Source organism: Nostoc sp. CALU 546 (genome assembly GCF_048836525.1).
On record NZ_JAWJTF010000072.1, the window covers coordinates 31633 to 49320 of the forward strand.

The following is a 17688-nucleotide window of genomic DNA, read 5'->3' on the forward strand; positions in this document are numbered from 1 at the left end:
GATAGAATACTCACATAGACAAGCCGCAAATGCAAGATCCGAAAAATGTATGCCTATTACGAATTAGCGCATAAAATTTTAGCGGTTTTTAAACGCATAGGCGCTTTGCCTTCCCGCAGGGTTGGTACGCCAAGGAAAGCGCAGAGATACGCAGAGGATTTTTAAGAGGCGTGGGGTTTGATGCGTTGTAGGAAATCGACGTTTAAATCTAGCTTATTTCCTAGCCATAAAGAATGTGCTGTATGATCTGTGACATCATCACCCGTCTCAGGGTGGACGAGAATATCTAACCCTTCACGGTTGAGCATTAACCAGGAGACGACTGGCGTAAATTGGTTTGGTGAAAAGGCAACTTGATACATTGCTTGTGGATGCGGGCCAATGGGTTGATCGTGCCAGCGTCCAAGTTTTACTTCAAATCTAGCTCCTAATCCTTCTCGGATACGGGCAGCAGTCTCACGAGTCTTGGTATCGTAGTAGACATGAGCATGAAAACCAGTAATGATGCTATTTTCTTTCATTACCGTTCTTGTTGAGTTGGTCGAATGAGAATTTCATTGACATTAACGTGGGGTGGTTGAGTTACAGCATAAGCGATCGCTCTGGCAATATCCTCACTTTGTAGTGGTGTAATTGCTTTGATCCGGTCTTCAACATTTTTTTTAGCTACAGGATCGGTGACATGATTATTGATTTCTGTCTCCACCAAACCAGGCTCAATAATAGTGACACGGATATTATCTTGTAAAACTTCTTGCCGTAGGGATTCGGAAATGGCATTCACACCCCATTTAGTGGCGTTGTATATCCCCACACCTGCACGGGCTATCCGGCCTGCTACTGATGAGATATTAACGATATGACCGCTACCTTGGGCTTTGAAAATTGGTAAGACTGCATGGGTAGCATAAAGCAATCCGAAGACATTGACATCAAACATCCGTCGCCACTCGGAAGTATTACCGCCATGAATATTACCTGTCAGGGCTACACCTGCGTTATTAACTAAAATATCCACTCGCCCTAACTCTGCGTTGGCTTTGTGAATTAGGTTGTTGGCTTGGGTTTCGTCGGTGATATCAGTAATAATAGGTAACGCTTCTCCCCCACTGGTAGCAATTTTTTTGGATAATGCTTCCAAGCGATCGCCTCTTCTGGCTGCAATTACCACTTTTGCCCCTTCTGCGGCTAAGGCTATAGCCGTAGCTTCGCCAATTCCCGCAGAAGCTCCTGTAATAATTGCTACTTTATTATCTAATTTCCCTGCCATAACTCAACCCTTTGCTACCATTCCGTATTAAAAGTAATTTCCAGGGACATTGGGTATAGAATCAACCCTAGCCCCTATTTCCTAGTTTCTATCGAACTGCGATAAGCTAAAACACATCTAATTTGCATATTAAAATTTTATCAATGTCTTGTGGGGTGAGCATCTTACCCGCCCTGATAATGCAAGTTAAATGCTGATTAGCTTACCAAGGGTGAGCTTTCCTGCGGAACGCTACGCGAACGCTAACGCCGGATTTTGATAATAAACAGGTTCATTCCCTGACTTCCATTTGATATTACAACCAATACTAGGCTTTTGTTCCCAAGTCACAGCCTGACCTCTCAAGACAGTTTCAATTGCAGCCCGCAAGTCTTTTCCAGTCACAGGTATTTCGCTTTGTGGGCGGCTATCATCTAGCTGTCCCCGATAAACCAGTCTGCGAGTAGCATCAAAGAGAAAAAAGTCAGGAGTACAAGCAGCAAAAAAGTTTTTCGCGGTTTTCTGAGTCTCATCAAACAGGAGTGGATAAGCTAAATCTAACTCTTGTGCAAAGGCTTTCAAAGATTCCGGTGCATCGTCAGGATGGGTAGTAATATCATTAGCACTAATTGCCACAATACCCAGATTCCTATCTGTATTTTGTATATAGTCCTGACCCAGTTTTGCTAATTCAAATTTGATGTGCTGTACGTATGGACAATGGCGACTCAAAAATATCACTAGCAAGGCTTTTTCGCTAGCAAAATCAGAGAGTGAAATCGTTCTACCCGAAACTACATCTGGTAAATAAAAATCAGGTGCTAAAACACCTAAAGGTAGCATTGTTGAAAAAGTCTTTGCCATAAAATAAAAATCCTTTAATTATTCAAAACAACAGTAAAAGCAGCGCGTTGATTGTACATTGTAATTATGAATTACTAATTATTTCTGACTAATCATGGTTTTAGGTGTGATAGCTGCATATTGCTCAGGTGTCAGCATTGCTTCTTTTACATCTATGGATTTAGGAATTACTTTCTCTTGGGTAAATAAATCCGCGATTTGCTGTTGACCTGCCATAATTTCTGGAGTAATTGCTCTTAAACCGTAAGTTCGTCGTTGCCTATCTACGCAAATTCGTTCAGAAAGATTGCCGATTGCCTATCTACGCAAATTCGTTCAGAAATCAAAGCGGATTCCTATAGGACTCATATTTGATTTTTGAACAAAACTCAGTACACCTTTATTCCTTCTTTCCAGTCCCCAGTCCCTAATCCCCAGTCCCTTACCTCTACGAGTGATTCAGAAATCAAAGACGCTCGTTCGCGTAGCGTGTCGTAGACAAGACTCGCTACCGCTTCGCTATCGGATTGCTATATATCACTTTGATGGAAATGGTTAAAATTCTTCATTTGTGCTGAAGGAGATTTTTTAGTAGGACGTTCAAGTGCAATTGTCATAATTACGTCTCCATAGTTAAGATGGCCGTCAACTTTGAGCAAAATCAAGCTTTACAACCAAGCAAAAATCAAAATTTTCAACTCGATATCAACTGGAGTTGTATTACTGTATTCGCGTTCTCACTGATTACTCTGTGTGTATAGTACTTATGCCAAAAGCTACAAATACTATTTATCTACCGATTTATCGTAGATTCACTTGATATTATTGCATAGTCATAGCTACAATACAAGTGCTTAGGAGCTAAAGTATATGTAACTCAAAATTTAAGATAAACTAACTCTTAGTAAAACTAAATGTATTCTGACCATAGACTGGTTCCCAGCCTGGAGGCGGAGCCTCTCAAAATACATTCCCAGTCTTAAGACTGGGAACGATGCTACACAAGCCTTTTGGCTTTTCTTTTTAGTGCCATTCGTCTCAGGATATATTAAGTCTGCTAACTTTATGTTTAACTAAATTTAAGTATTTCTAAATTATCTGAATAATTGCGAAGAAAATAGCAAAGTCAGTGAACTTTTCATCCAAAAATTGGCTCAAGTCTCCTCAAGGAAAATATTGATGCAAAAAAGTAATAAAAAAAGCTCTGAAGTAAGCAAACTATTGTTTACTTCTTGGGATATTCCACCTGCTTTAAAATCTCCAAATGTTTGTTGTTTCGTAATTGGAGAGAGTGTATCTTTTTTTGGCTCTTGGATGACTCAAATCGCTCTTGTATGGATGGTTTATCAAATCACTAATTCAGTCATGTTAGTTGGCATAGTTGGATTCACCAATCAATTTATGGGGTTAATTATTACGCCATTGGTAGGTGTGTATTTAGATCGCTGGAATTTACGTTATGTATTATTAACCACTCAATTAGTATCCATTTTACTATCTTCTACTCTTACTATTCTCACTATTAACAGTCATATTACCGTTACGTGGATTATCATCATCGGTATTATGCAAGGAACTGTCAAAGCGTTTGATCTGCCAGCACGGTTGGTAACTATTCCTAGATTGGTGGATAACAAAGCAGATACTTACAGTGCCATTTCTATCCATTCATTCTTAATTAATACAGCAAAGTTTGTCAGTCCCATGCTAGGAGGATTCTTACTTGCCAGATTTGGGGCAGCTTCATGTTTTTTAGTCGATAGTATCAGCTATATACCATTTGCTTTTGCTATATTAACTGTACAAATTAAATCAGTTTCTAATAAATATTTACTAAAAAACACAAACATTTTCCAAAATTTAAAAGAAGGTTTTACTTTTGCTTATGATTTTCTCCCCATTAGGTATGTTTTAACCTTACAAATTCTGATTTGTTTCATGGTAATGACCCACGTTAACCTCATACCTGTTTTCGTCAGGGAAATATTAAATGGTAATGCAGAAACTATGGGATTTTTAATGACTGCTTCCGCACTGGGTTCGATAATTGCTGGACTTTATCTAATTTTAAGGAAACAAGCCACAGGATTAGTAAACGTCATAGCGTATTCTGCTATGGTTTTAGGTTTAGGTTTAATACTGTTTTCTCGCTCTAATAATCTACAGACTTGCCTAGTATTAATTTTCATTGTCGGGATGACAAATACGCTTACCTTGGCAGCTATTAGTAACTTTGTGCAATTAATTTTGGTGGATGAAACTAAAAGGGGTAGAGTCACAAGTATATTTACAACAGGCTTTTTGGGAATATTACCTTTTGGGAATTTATTTTTTGGAGGATTAGCAAGTAAAATAGGAGTTGATAATGCTTTATTTTTCGGTGGTATTTGTTGTTTAATAGGAGCTATCTTTTTTGTAAAAAAATTACCAAACATAAAAAAATTAATATCTCAAGTTTATGTAGAATTGGATTTAATTACTCAGCCCAATAGAGATTAAAATAATTCGTAATTCGTAATGACGCTCCTGCGTCGCTAACGTAATTCGTAATTAAAAATAAAGTAAATCATGCTATTTAACTAATTTAGGTTTTACCTCTGTGTTCTCCCTTCAGATACTCTTCCCTTTGGCACACTCCACTTACCTTGCTTCTCTGGAGGAGTACCAGAACATCTTTTTCTTTGGAGATTGGAGACGCGATCGCAGTTTTTACAACGGAGGAAACCTCCGCAATAGACTGCTCTCTTCTCCTAGCACCTATTCTCGCCATTGACGCTATAAATCATTGTACCCAGAGACAAGCGTGATACTTTCAGCCTAGCCTTGCCAAGATTCTCCACTAATGTTGAATTTGAATGGAGTCAGGAGTCAGAATTCAGAATTCAGAATGAATTCTGTATGACTGGCGGATAGCGTAGCGTTAACGGGTCTGAATCACCGACAGATTTATTCTAACTCCTGAATTCTGACTTCTGAATTCTTCTTCAACGATTTGAATAAAAATAATATTTGTTTTTATTAATCAACTTACTTTACAGTAAATATCAACCACTAGATGAACAATTTCTATAAAGCTAAAAGTCGAGATTGTGAATTTGAATAGCGAAGTACTCATGAAAAAATGAATTTCTCATAAATTAACTAACGACTCAGTAAAAATCCTTAGTTATGGTACAAAAAACTAAGTGAATATCTCTCTTGTTGACCACAATTACCACCCTTGGTAGTTGTGGTTTTGTTGAGATATCCACTTAAAAGTAGAGTATTAATGACTCATTTGCAATAATTGATGTGCATGAGCGCCTTCATTATTCATAACTTGTTCTAGTACTGCTTCCCTAATATTTACAAATACTTCACTAGCTCTGTCTCGTGGACGCGACAATCTTACAGGTAAATCTAACGCAACTCGTCCTTCTTCAATTACTATCACTCTGTCTGCTAACGCCACAGCTTCTTCTACATCATGTGTGACTAAAAATGCCGTAAAACCTCTCTGTTGCCACAAATCTTCAATTAAATATTGCATTTCTAGGCGAGTTAACGCATCCAATGCTCCTAAAGGCTCATCAAGTAGTAATAGTTGTGGTTGACTCACCAAGGCTCTGGCTAATGCTACTCGTTGTCGTTGCCCTCCAGATAAGACGTAAGGCCATTCACCAGCTCTATCTTTGAGTCCTACTTGTTCTAATACCCACGCAGCTTTTGCACGCCAATTTTCTTGCAAACCCAGACCCACATTATCTATTACACGTTTCCAAGGTAGTAAGCGGGGGTCTTGAAACATCACTCTTACAGAATGACTGAGCTTACGTAGCGGTTCTCCATCTAGCAATATGCCGCCTGTCGTGGGTTTATCTAACCCTGATACAAGGCGTAGTAAAGTACTTTTACCGCAACCACTGCGCCCTACAATAGCAATAAACTCTCCTGGTGCTACTTCTAGATTTAATGAGTTTAAGACAGTTTTATTTCCAAAAACTTTGCTTAAACCCAAAATTGTAAGTTGTGAACCTTGTATATTTGAAACCATTTTGATTTTTCCTTTTTTTAGAGATCATTGAGCGATTCAGTTATTGAGTATTTGGATTTTTTACCCAGCAGATGTGTAATTAGGATTCCATGATAAAAACTTGTTTTCTAGAGCTTTAGCGATAGAGTTTGCTAGTTTACCTAGTAATGCATAGATAACAATACTTAACACCACAACATCCGTTTGCATAAACTCACGGGCGTTCATTGCCATATAACCAATGCCGGAATCGGCTGCAATTTGTTCAGCAACAATCAACGATAGCCACATAATACCCAAGGAAAATCTGACACCAATTAAAATCGAAGATAAAGCTCCTGGAAAAACGATTTGCCACAAGAGTTGAGATGTTTTTAAACCATAAACTCTGCCCATTTCAATAAGTTCAGGATCTACACTACGAATTCCATGATAGGTATTAAGATAAATTGGGAAAAATACACCTATAGAAACTAAAAACAATCTAGCTTGATCACCAATCCCAAACCATAAAATTACTAGGGGAATTAATGCCAAGTTGGGAATAGTACGCAGCATTTGCAAGGAACTATCTAACAATTGTTCTCCAATGCGAGAAAACCCAGTAAGTAATCCTAAAATAAAGCCAATTCCGCCGCCAACTACAAAACCAGATATAGCGCGTGCAGCACTGATTCCCATATGTTGGAAAAGCTCTCCAGTTGAGGCTAACTTAAATGCTGTAAAAACTACGCTACTTGGTGCTGGAAGAATTCTGCTGGAGAGTAAGCCAGTTCTGGAAGCAATTTCCCAGAGCAGGAGTACGGTAAAAGGAACTATCCAAGGGATGATTTTATCAGAGAATTTGTTGTTGAGTAGGGTTTCTAGGGATTTTTCGCTGCTTTTAGTCTTTTTCAGAGTAATAGTCATAAGCTACCAATTGGTTGTTTTATGAAGTTCTCATTAACGCCTATTTCGTCAACAGGACTGAATAGGTTTGATGTTATGTATGTTTGTTTTACTGAGACAGGGAAAGAAAGGAGAACAAAATCGAAAAATTACCTTGCCGTTTGAGTATTTCTTTTTAAATTACTATATATCGAGAGAATTACCGTAGATTAAAGACAATCTTACACGAAATTATGTAAAAAGCAACCCCAACTAAGCTTTTGGCACGAACCCAGTATTAGCGAGTCTACCTATTTTCTATATCGAAGAGGTTTCCAATTCAAAAAATCTCCAATTTGTAGGGATTTAGGACTGATAGTGCGTCATAGACTATCAGTCCTGAAATAACGGTGGGTTAGCGACATAATAACCAACCCCACATCTATTAATAATCCCTAAAACCTGTAGACAGTACGAATCCATGCAAATAAACTATCAGGATTATTGGCATTTGAATCTGGTGCAGTCACCCAGATAAAACCAGGCGTAATGTCAATCCTATCAGTGATTTTATATTGATAGAATCCTTCAATATGCAAGGAAGTATCTTTATCTGCTTGTCCTAAGCCTGCCCCCAAGTCTACATTACTGCTGAGACGGGTAAGTTTTGGTGCCATACCCACAAACAATCCTCCTAAACTTCCTTTCTTCCCAAGATCCGGGAAAGCCAGTCCTACCGCCCAATCCATAGCATTACCATCGCCACGCCCTAAATAGCGGTGTGCGCCATAACTTACCCAACCATTGATAGCAAACTTGGGACTAAATTGATAGAAAGCTTGTACACCATAAAGATTCGCAACTGTCCCCGTTCCCGCTACGGTGCTATTGACCAAGTTACTTCCTGCTGCTGGGCCAAAGTTAGTTCCACTTAAACCTCTGGCGTTAGGTGGACTATAAGTATTGACGTAAGTTAGAGCCGCGCGAAAATTCTTCTGAGGACTGGTATATAGTATCTGTCCTAAAGCTAAATATCGGCCTGTAAAGAAGCCATTGTTGTCTCCAGGGTTACTAGCGTTAGGTGCGCTATAAGCTACTCCCAGTTGGAACTGTTCATTTAATCTGTGGAGTACCGCTATTCCGCCACCACTATCTCCATATTGATAGACTAAAGCTCGTCGTGAGAATCGGGAAATCCCATTAGAACCAGTTGCTAAATTACTTTCAAAGTATGGGTTAATCGGAACAGTAAAACCTAGCTCATTAGCTCCATCGGATAAAGCATAAATGTTGAGTTGGGTGTTTGAAGCCAGTGGAAACCGATAACGCAGACCACTAAGAGAAAAATCGTTGCGTGGTCTTGTAATATTAGCGTTATCAGCCGTTCTGCCATCAAAAGTACCTAATAATCCAGCTCTTGTTTGTCCCAATGATTCAATACTTCCACCCCCCATTGTTATGCCTAGTGAATCTTTACCTGTAAAGCTGGCATTCAATCGCAAAGTTACTGCATCTTGCAGTGTTACTACGCGGGGGGCTGGCCTTCCAGTTACAACATTATTACCGGCTAGAAGTGAGCCAAGGACAAACTGTACTCGACCTGTGAGTTTAACTGTAGGTGAAAATTGTTGTGATTCGATGACTCCTAGCTTTGCCTCTGCTGCATCAACTCGTCCTTGCAGTGCAGTCAATTCTGTGGAAAATTCCTCTCTTAGCTTCTTGATTGTGTCTAAGTCTTCTTGTTTAACTAAGTCGGCTGTAGAACTGGCGATTATTTGATTGATTCGGTCTAAAGCAGTATTTAGACCAGCCGCAAATTCATAGCGTGTCAGGGCGCGATCGCCTTTGAATGTCCCATCTGTATAACCTGCGATCGCACCATAGCGTTCCACTAAAGATTGCAATGCTTGAAATGCCCAATCTGTAGGCTGAACATCTGATAATTCAGAAACAGAATTAACTTGCGCTAGGGGGTCATCTTGCTCTGTGAAAGTCTCCTGAGAAAGTAGGCTTGGTTCTTGGAATAGTAAATAGTCTGGCGTTTCAGTTACTTCTGGGTTGGCAGTTTGATTCGATTCAGGCTGAGTTGCAATACTTGGCGAAAGTTCCTCAACCCCTGATTTTAGCTCGGATAAGTCCGGTGCTTCAGCAGCAAGTGCGGCTGGAGAAAGGATTAAAAATACATTAAAAAGACCTGGGATAACTAGCCCATAATTCCACAAAACTTTAAACATCGGCTATTGGGTTATGCACAGAAAATTAACAAATCTTTGCTTGCTAGCACCCGACAGGATTTTCACATCCAGATTACACACAAAGGAAGAGATGCAAAAGTGGGATGCTCTCTTGAGAAGAAAGAATTTGAATTAGCCTAATTTGTGGCTTTTAGTAAACCACTAAAACTTTATCGAGATTTAGTAGTTTTATTGTTCACATTGGATATTTGCATAAAAAAATAAAAAAAACAAGCATCTTAAGATACATTTTTCAAAAAGAAAAATATTAGCAAACTTGTATTAAGTAGTACTTGCCTTTTTCTCGTAAGTGTGAAAAACTCTGTTAAATACACAAACTACGGCAAATCGATCAAGTTTTAGTATTTTGCAAAGAATAGACTACAGCATTTCAACGAACTTTGGGGGTTTGAGTCCCCAGCAAGATAGGCAGCACGTTTTGTGTCGGGGTTAAATCCCCGTTACAAAACATAATTGCGAATTGTTTTAATCGTGTACCTGATGCAAGTAATAGTGAAACGCCCTATCAATGTTCTAAGTGGTTCAAACAAACTTGGTAAGAACCTCAGCATTCTCATACTACAAGTCCTCCTTTATAGATTTGTTCTGTCAACAGAGACTAGTAGTTCGCCAACCCAAAATTGCTGGGTGGAGGTCGGCAGAGGAGCAGGGGAGCAGAGGAGAGGCAAATACCAAGTTCTTTCCCCTCTGCCCCTCTGCTAACCACCATGCAAAGTTTCCTTGGCAGACTACTAGTACAGCACGGCGTAAATAAGCCACCCATTTGAAATATCTGAAACCCTTGCAAACTGCTGTAATTACGAATTACGTTAGCGCAGCGTTAGCGACGCAGGAGCGTCATTACGAATTCCGCCTTGCGGTACTAGGGAAATATTCAGAATAATATTCCCAATGCCTAATCCCCAATCCCTGAATAGAAATTCAGTAAACCAAAAAACCAACTGTATGACCCAACTGAAAACACTTCCTACCTACGACCCAACATTATTTGAGGGTGCTGCTGAGGTTTACGCTCAATACAGAACTAAATATCCATCGGCTGTATTCGACAAACTAACGGAAATTTTTCATCTTAATGGTCAGGGACGACTGCTTGATTTGGGTACTGGGCCAGGTTTAATTGCCATTCCCCTCAGCACTAAATTTCAGGACGTAGTTGCGATCGATCCCGATCCGGAAATGCTCAAGGAAGCGCAACGGCAAGCAGCAGTTGTAGGGGCAAATAATATTACTTGGCTAGAACAAGGCGCAGAACTGATTAACCCTAGTTTAGGGGTATTTAAATTAGCTACCATTGGCAGAGCCTTTCACTGGATGGAACGGGAACTCGTACTAGAACGCCTTTATGAATTGTTGGCAGATGATGGTGCGATCGCACTGCTCAATACAGGTGATAATCCTTGGATAAGTTCTCTACCCTGGAAACAGGCTGCCATAGAAGTAGTAAAAAAATGGTTAGGTGAAGAACGGCGAACTGGACAACGAGGACAGGGTATTCGTAAATCAGTTGATCCTCCCCACGAAGTTGTAATTGCCAATTCAAAATTTGCTCGCCAAGAAGTGTATGAAGTGCCATTTGAAAAATCTTGGACAGTCTCTAGCTATCTTGGCTACTTATACACCACAGCCTTCTCTTTGAAAATTTTCTATGGCGATAAAGCCGAAGAATTTGAAGCAGATATCAAAGAAGCATTACTAGCAGTTGAGCCTTCTGGACACTTTACAGAAGAACTCACAGCAACAATTGAAGTCGTTTGGAAGCATTAATTTGGATGCTATTTAGCTATACACAAAAAAGCAGATGAGTAAAACACGCAAGTTTCGTTTAGGTGCATTCATTCAAGCCACTGGACATCATGTTTCTGCATGGCGACATCCAGATGCACAGATAGACGCTGGATTCAATTTTGAGCATTACAAAGAAATTACCCAGACTGCCCAACGTGGCTTGTTCGATGCAGTTTTTCTGGCGGACAGTCCAGGAGTTTGGGGTGGCGAACCAGAAACTCAAAAACGCAATGGTAAACTTGTCCATTTCGAGCCAGTGACACTCTTTTCGGCCTTGTCCTCTGTAACTCAAAACATTGGCTTCATTTCCACCGCCTCGACTACCTACGAAGAACCATACACCCTGGCACGTAAGTTTGCTTCTTTGGATCACTTGAGTAAAGGCCGGGCGGGGTGGAATGTAGTCACCACAGGTAACGAGAATGCTGCACTAAATTTCGGTCTTGAGCATCACCCGGAACATAGCCAGCGTTATGAACGTGCGGAAGAGTTTGTGAAAGTGGTCAAAGGACTGTGGGATAGTTGGGAAGATGATGCTTTCATTCGTGACAGAGAATCTGGTATCTATTTCGAGCCGGACAAACTGCACATACTCAACCACAAGGGTAAACATTTTTCTGTCAAAGGCCCCTTGAACGTCGGTCGTCCGCCCCAAGGCTACCCAGTGATTGTACAAGCTGGAGCATCGGAAGCCGGACGGGACTTAGCTGCGCGTACTGCTGAGGTAATCTTCACCGCCAATCAAACCCTAGCCGATGCCCAGGAATTTTATGCTGATGTCAAAGGCCGATTGGCGCAATATGGACGCTCTCCAGAGGATCTGAAAATCATGCCTGGAGCTTTCCCCATTATTGGGCGTACTGAAGAAGAAGCTCAAGAGAAATACGAATTTCTGCAATCGTTGATTCATCCTGATGTAGCTTGGGGTATTTTAAAGAACTATTACAAGGGTGTGGATCTGTCGAAATATTCTTTAGATGATGTAGCTCCCGAACTACCCAGCGACACCAATAATAATAAGAGTCGTCTGAAATTAGTCAGGGATTTAGCTACTCGTGGGACTCTGACACTGCGTCAGTTGTATCTGTCTCTGGCTACTGCACGAGGACATCGCACTATACTTGGTACTCCTGAAAGTATTGCCGATCAACTAGAGGAATGGTTCAACAACGGTGCAGCAGATGGTTTTAATATCATGCCGCCCATTTTGCCTACAGGGTTGGATGACTTCGTTAACTTGGTCGTTCCCATCTTGCAGAAACGCGGACTGTTCCGTACTGAATATGAAGGTAGTACTTTGCGGGAAAACTTAGGGCTGCGTCGTCCGGGTAATCAATTCGTTGTCAAACAAGCGAATGAGAGATTGGTTTTGGCATAAATAAATAGGATTCGTTCGTAGTAAGAACTTTAGTTCTCTCTTGCAGACACTAGTAGTCTGCCAACCCAAAATTGTTAGGTGAGGGCTGGGAAAAGGGGAAAGGTTAAAGGTTAAAGGTTAAAGGAATAAACATATTTTCCCTTTCCCCCTTGCCCTTTACCTCGCCAAGGAAACTTGGCGAACCACTAGGTGAACTTAGGACTAAAGTCCTTACTACAAGCAAAAAGAGTAGTGAGTTTCGAGTGCTGTAGATGCTCTTGTGGTGAGTCAGTGCGCGATAAATATCAACTAACTCTCGTCTGTATTTGTTGTACTCAGCACTCATAACTCATTTCTCAGCACTACTTCTGTCATTTATTCAAGGAAAAAAACATGACTGAATATAGCAGATTAAAAACTTCTCGTTCCGCCGCAATCAAAGCAAAGCTTGATTATCCGATAATTGACACCGATGTTCATACCAATGATTTCACTCCAGCGCTTGAGGATTACATTGCTAAATACGGTGGCTCGAAACTTGTAGATGAATTACGCAAGGCGGAAGCTTCTCGTCTCAATTCTAAGAGCAATGGTAAAGACTGGTATCAACAAACTCCAGAAGAACGCCAGTACAACCGCACAATTCGATCGCCTTGGTGGGCAAGAGTAACCCGCAATACTTTGGATCTTGCTACTTACACTCTTCCTGAACTCTTCTATGAGCGTCAAGCGGAGCAAGGATCAGATTATTCGGTGTTGTTTCCTAACAATGTTCTTGCACCAGCTGGAGCAAGTAAAGAGAACCGTCAAGCACTGCAACGGGCAGTTAATCACTATCATGCTGACTTATATCGGAAATATAGCGATCGCCTGACACCTGTCGCTGGTATCCCGATGGGTAATCCTCAAGAAGCCGTTGAGGAGTTGGAGTTTGCCGTAAAAACACTAGGGCTAAAAGTAGCAAATATCCCTGGTGGTGTGAAACGGCCAATTAAAGCGATCGCTGATAAATATCCAGCAGATCAATACCCTGAAATCGCCAAGTATGCTTCTTACATTGACTTTTACGGATTGGATAGTGAATATGACTACGATCCATTCTGGGCAAAAGCAGTTGAATTAGGTGTACCCATTACTACCCATTACGGCAGTCAAGGTTGGACTGGACGCTCCTCCATCAGTAACTACATGAACAACCACATCGGTCACTTTGCCGATGGCTCACAAGCATTCGCCAAAGCACTGTTCTTTGGTGGCGTTACCAAACGTTTCCCAGAGTTGCGTGTAGCTATGCTTGAAGGCGGTGCAGATTGGGGCGCACACGTCTACATTCATTTAGTAGATCGTTTCTCCAAGCGCAGTCTAAAAGGACTACAAAACTACAACCCAGATAACGCCAATTCTGATGAATTGTTCGTATTGTTCGAGCGTTTTGGTAGCGAATTCCTGCAAGAACATCCTCTGAGTAAAGAGGAACTGAAAAAGAGTGTCTTGGGTTCTTCTTTCAACCGTCATAGCCGTTCACCCGTTGGTAGTGAATTGGAAGACTTTGCCGCAGCCGGGATTGAGACAATTGAAGACATCCGCGATCGCTGGGTAAACAGTTTCTTCTTTGGTTCCGAGTCTGACGATCGCACCATCGCAGCAGCATTCAACGACAAAGCCAATCCCTTGGGTGTGAAAATCAACGCCATTTATTCCTCAGATGTTGGTCATTGGGACGTACCAGATTTGACCGATCCACTAGCGGAAAGCTGGGATTTGGTACAAGAAGGTGTGATTTCTGAAGCGGACTTTAAGGCTTATGTATTCAATAATCCTTACAAGTTCTATACCCAAGCCAACCCTGACTTCTTCAAGGGTACAGCAGTTGAATCGAAAGTACCTACTACCCAAGTAGATAAGAGCCTTGTAGTAGCTTAAATCTTTGTCAAGGCATTGAGATGTTACGAGATACCCGACTTCTTAAAGAAGTCGGGTATCTGACCACCAAACATACAGAGGAATTATAGCTATGCCTATCGAACACCGTTCCGCTTCACTGCCTTATCTTTTCTCGCCTGTTTCTGAAGATACCAAGAAACCCGCACCCCTTGTATTGTTTTTGCATGGCGCACGCGATCGCGGTACAGATATAAATGTACTACTAAAATGGGGTTTACCTCGTTTTGTAGATGAATCTAGCCCCTTACCTTATGTCTTTGCAGCCCCCCAACTTCCTGAAGGACAAACCTGGGTAGATCGAGAATCTGACGTAATTGCTTTGTTGGATAATCTCATTACCTCCCAACCCATAGATCCGTCCCGTGTGATTTTATCTGGATTCAGCTTAGGTACAGCTGGGGCATGGCATATCGCTGCTTCTCATCCTACTCGCTTCGCTGGTTTGGTAGCGGTGTCTGGTCGTGTACCTACGACATTAGAACCAAGCCAACTAGCTGCCCTAAAAAATATTCCTATCCAAATATTCCAAGGCGCAAAAGACGAAAAGCTCTCTGTTGAAAATACACAGTCTATTGTCGATACCTTACGTGGTGTCGGGGGAACCGTAGATTTTACTGTACTACCTGAAGGCGATCATTTTATTGCCGATGAAGTCTACAGTGACTCGAAATTGCAACAATGGCTAATTTCACAAAGTCGTCGTACTTCTGTAGCTGTCTGAAGAATACAAAAAAGAAAAACTTCTCTTGGGTTAAAGCTGACGCAAAGACTCGGTGACATGGGAACGCAGAGAATTTTTCTTCTTTCTTTGCGTCCTTTGCGCCTTTGCGGTTCGTTTTCTTATCAAAATTTAACGACATAAAAAACGTTTCCATGACCTTACCAACTAACAAACTTGGTCAAACTGGATTGACTGTTTCTCGCCTCTGTCTCGGTACAATGACCTTCGGTTTGCAGACAGATGAAGAAACCTCAAGGCGAATCCTTGACACCGCCGCCGATGCGGGAATTAACTTTCTCGATACAGCCGATGTGTATCCTCTTGGGGGTGGGCTAGCTACGGCTGGAAGTACCGAAGAAATCATTGGGCGCTGGCTCAAAGGCAAACGCGAACATTTTATTTTGGCTACCAAAGCTGTAGGTAAAGTTGGCCCTGCACCTTGGGATCAGGGTGCTTCGCGCAAACACATTTTGGATGCGATCGATGCTTCCCTCAAACGACTGGGAACTGATTATGTTGACCTGTACCAATTGCACTCTGATGATGCTTCAACTCCTCTCGATGAAACCTTAGAAGCATTAGATACAGTAGTTCGTGCTGGTAAGGTACGCTACATTGGGGTTTCTAACTTCTTAGCTTACCGACTTGCCCGCGCCTTGGGTCGCGCCGAAGTGCGAAATTTAACTCGCTTCGTCTCGATTCAACCCCGCTATAATTTGTTGTTCCGCGAAATTGAGCGAGAACTTTTGCCCTTGGCGAAAGAAGAAGGATTAGGTGTAATTCCTTACAATCCCTTAGCAGGTGGTCTACTCACTGGCAAACACAATCTGACTCAAGGCCCCACCGCAGGGACTCGTTTTACTCTGGGTGCTGCCGCAGAACGTTATCAAGAACGATACTGGCGCGATCGCGAGTTCAATACTGTGGAAGAATTACGCACAGTGGCGGAATTTGCTGGATTGTCGCTCACTACCTTAGCTGTAGCTTGGGTGCTGGCTAATCCGATTATTACTGCCCCTATTATTGGTGCTAGTCGTCCAGAACAACTTGCTGACACCCTCAAAGCTGTAGAACTAAAACTCGACGACAATTTGAAACAAAAACTCGACGACATCACCGCTGAATATCGCAGGGGAGATTCTCTGCGTTAGTTTTGCTTTCTTTTAACCTTTCCAACCAATCCAAACTATTTTATCTATCAAACAACTATGATTAAACGCCGTCGTTTTCTAAATGTTGCTACATCTAGTCTGGGCGGTTTTTCTATGGCATATTTGTTGGGAAGTTGTAACCAACAAGGCCAACAGAATGTAGCAAGTACTAGTGGCAATTCAATTTCTCTTGGGATAAAAACGAAAGTTCTCCGCATGGGTTATCAGAGTGCAGGGGATCTTTTCAGAAATCGGCAAGTTTTAGAGAAACGCTTGGAGCCACTGGGAATCAAGGTGGAATGGGCGCAATTTGTCCAAGGGCCACAACTCATGGAAGGTATGGCCGCGAAAAGAGTTGATGTGGGATCAGTAGGAGAAACGCCGCCAATATTTGCCCAAGTCGCTGGTTCAGACCTTGTTTATGTCGTCGGTACACAAAGAACCGCAAGAACAGGAACAAGTAGTGTAATTGCTGTACCTCCAGAGTCTCCCCTTCAGAAATTTGAGGATATCAAGGGGCAAGAAGTTTATTTTCAAAAAGGCTCGGCATCGCACTATTTTATTCTTAGAGCTTTGCAGTCAATCGGCTTGACCATCAAGGATATTAAAATCAAAAGTATGGCGACCATCGAGGCGCGGGGTGCGTTTCTCGAAGGGAGAATTCCCGTTTGGATGACTGGAGATCCCCACTATGCGATCGCTCAAAAGATGGGTCGAATTCGTGTCCTCAGAGATTCTGTTGGGCTAGATTCTCCTGGGGGCTACTATATTGCTGATAGGAAGTTTGCCGAAGAAAACCCTGGCTTGCTCAAAATTATCATTGAAGAACTTCATGCCCTTGATAAGTGGGCAGAGGCGAATCGAAATGAAGTGAAAAAGTTGATGATCGCCACACAAAAGCTCGATGAGGATGTGGCCGACAAGGTAATGTCTCGTCGCACTTTCGCAGGACGCAGAGGCCTAAGTCCTGAACTGATAGCGGAACAACAGCGTGTAGCAGATTTATTCTTTAAAGAGGGTGTCATACCGAAGAAAATCAACATTCAAGATGCGTTACTTCCGCCTGATTTATATGCTGCGATCACACCGCCAGAAATTATGGTCTAGTACGAATGGCACTAAGAAAAGCCCAAAGACTTATTGTATTCTCGTTCCCAGCCTGGAGGCTGGGAACAAGTTCCGAGAGGCTCTGCCTAGGCTGTTGACTCTGTACCCTTTAGCCCGTAAGACTTCATGCAAAAAATGTGTCGCCTGTTTTTGACCTAAACTGCCTGAAACAGGCAGTTTAGGTCAAACAAAAAATAACACGAATAATTTTCCCAAAAATTCCCGAAAAATGCACAAAGTCAACAGCCTAGGCAGAGCCTCTAATCAGGCATTCCTATGCAGAGCATAGGAACGAGAGAACAATGAGAAATTTATCTTTTTTTGACTTGTGTGTACACCGTAGCCTTGGTAAGGGGAGGAGTTGGGGGCGGGGTGTTAGGGACTTTTGCAAGAG

The 17688-nt window shown here is 41.8% G+C and carries 14 protein-coding genes; 7 read left to right on the plus strand and 7 right to left on the minus strand.

What is annotated here, in order from left to right; translation table 11 throughout:
- Positions 1–161: 161 nt before the first annotated feature.
- The 4 genes from RRG12_RS28325 to RRG12_RS28340 all read right to left on the minus strand — a co-directional run bounded on the left by RRG12_RS28325 (position 162) and on the right by RRG12_RS28340 (position 2329).
- Complete coding sequence (locus tag RRG12_RS28325) at positions 162–521, minus strand: DOPA 4,5-dioxygenase family protein (protein ID WP_069068762.1); 360 nt, start codon at positions 519–521, stop codon at positions 162–164.
- Complete coding sequence (locus RRG12_RS28330; RefSeq protein ID WP_069068761.1) at positions 521–1270, minus strand: SDR family NAD(P)-dependent oxidoreductase; 750 nt, start codon at positions 1268–1270, stop codon at positions 521–523. Before RRG12_RS28330 ends, RRG12_RS28325 begins: the two co-directional genes overlap by 1 nt.
- Positions 1271–1501: 231 nt before the next feature.
- Positions 1502–2113 carry a thioredoxin family protein gene (locus RRG12_RS28335; protein ID WP_420761476.1) on the minus strand — a complete coding sequence of 204 codons (612 nt, stop codon included), beginning with the start codon at positions 2111–2113 and terminating at the stop codon, positions 1502–1504.
- Between the two features lie 78 nt (positions 2114–2191).
- Entirely contained in the window at positions 2192–2329 is a 138-nt protein-coding gene (locus tag RRG12_RS28340) for a hypothetical protein (RefSeq protein ID WP_420761477.1), read from the minus strand.
- Between the two features lie 942 nt (positions 2330–3271).
- Between RRG12_RS28340 and RRG12_RS28345 the strand changes: the two genes are divergently transcribed.
- On the plus strand, positions 3272–4591 hold the full coding sequence (locus RRG12_RS28345; RefSeq protein ID WP_420761478.1) for an MFS transporter: 1320 nt from the start codon (positions 3272–3274) through the stop codon (positions 4589–4591).
- Between the two features lie 766 nt (positions 4592–5357).
- Here RRG12_RS28345 and RRG12_RS28350 read toward each other — a convergent pair.
- The 3 genes from RRG12_RS28350 to RRG12_RS28360 form a co-directional block, all read right to left on the minus strand.
- Complete coding sequence (locus RRG12_RS28350; protein ID WP_420761479.1) at positions 5358–6125, minus strand: ATP-binding cassette domain-containing protein; 768 nt, start codon at positions 6123–6125, stop codon at positions 5358–5360.
- A 60-nt stretch (positions 6126–6185) separates the two neighbouring features.
- Positions 6186–7013, minus strand: a complete 828-nt coding sequence (locus RRG12_RS28355; RefSeq protein ID WP_069068756.1) for an ABC transporter permease subunit — start codon at positions 7011–7013, stop codon at positions 6186–6188.
- 413 nt (positions 7014–7426) lie between these two features.
- Positions 7427–9205, minus strand: coding sequence for an iron uptake porin (locus RRG12_RS28360; RefSeq protein WP_420761480.1), 1779 nt, complete (start codon positions 9203–9205; stop codon positions 7427–7429).
- Between the two features lie 966 nt (positions 9206–10171).
- Between RRG12_RS28360 and RRG12_RS28365 the strand changes: the two genes are divergently transcribed.
- The 6 genes from RRG12_RS28365 (at position 10172) to RRG12_RS28390 (ending at position 17294) form a co-directional block, all read left to right on the plus strand.
- A complete protein-coding gene (locus RRG12_RS28365) occupies positions 10172–10993 on the plus strand; it encodes a class I SAM-dependent methyltransferase (protein WP_069068754.1) in 822 nt (273 codons plus the stop codon).
- A 34-nt stretch (positions 10994–11027) separates the two neighbouring features.
- The gene (locus RRG12_RS28370) at positions 11028–12392 is read left to right on the plus strand and encodes an LLM class flavin-dependent oxidoreductase (RefSeq protein WP_069068753.1); all 1365 of its coding nucleotides are present in this window, start codon (positions 11028–11030) and stop codon (positions 12390–12392) included.
- Between the two features lie 372 nt (positions 12393–12764).
- On the plus strand, positions 12765–14294 hold the full coding sequence (locus RRG12_RS28375; protein ID WP_420761481.1) for an amidohydrolase family protein: 1530 nt from the start codon (positions 12765–12767) through the stop codon (positions 14292–14294).
- A 91-nt stretch (positions 14295–14385) separates the two neighbouring features.
- Complete coding sequence (locus RRG12_RS28380) at positions 14386–15036, plus strand: dienelactone hydrolase family protein (protein ID WP_420761482.1); 651 nt, start codon at positions 14386–14388, stop codon at positions 15034–15036.
- 152 nt (positions 15037–15188) lie between these two features.
- Positions 15189–16187: an aldo/keto reductase gene (locus tag RRG12_RS28385; RefSeq protein ID WP_420761483.1), complete on the plus strand. Its 999-nt coding sequence runs from the start codon at positions 15189–15191 to the stop codon at positions 16185–16187.
- Positions 16188–16244: 57 nt separating this feature from the next.
- Positions 16245–17294 (plus strand): aliphatic sulfonate ABC transporter substrate-binding protein, encoded by a 1050-nt coding sequence (locus RRG12_RS28390; RefSeq protein WP_069068749.1) that lies wholly within the window; start codon positions 16245–16247, stop codon positions 17292–17294.
- The last annotated feature ends 394 nt before the right edge of the window (positions 17295–17688 follow it).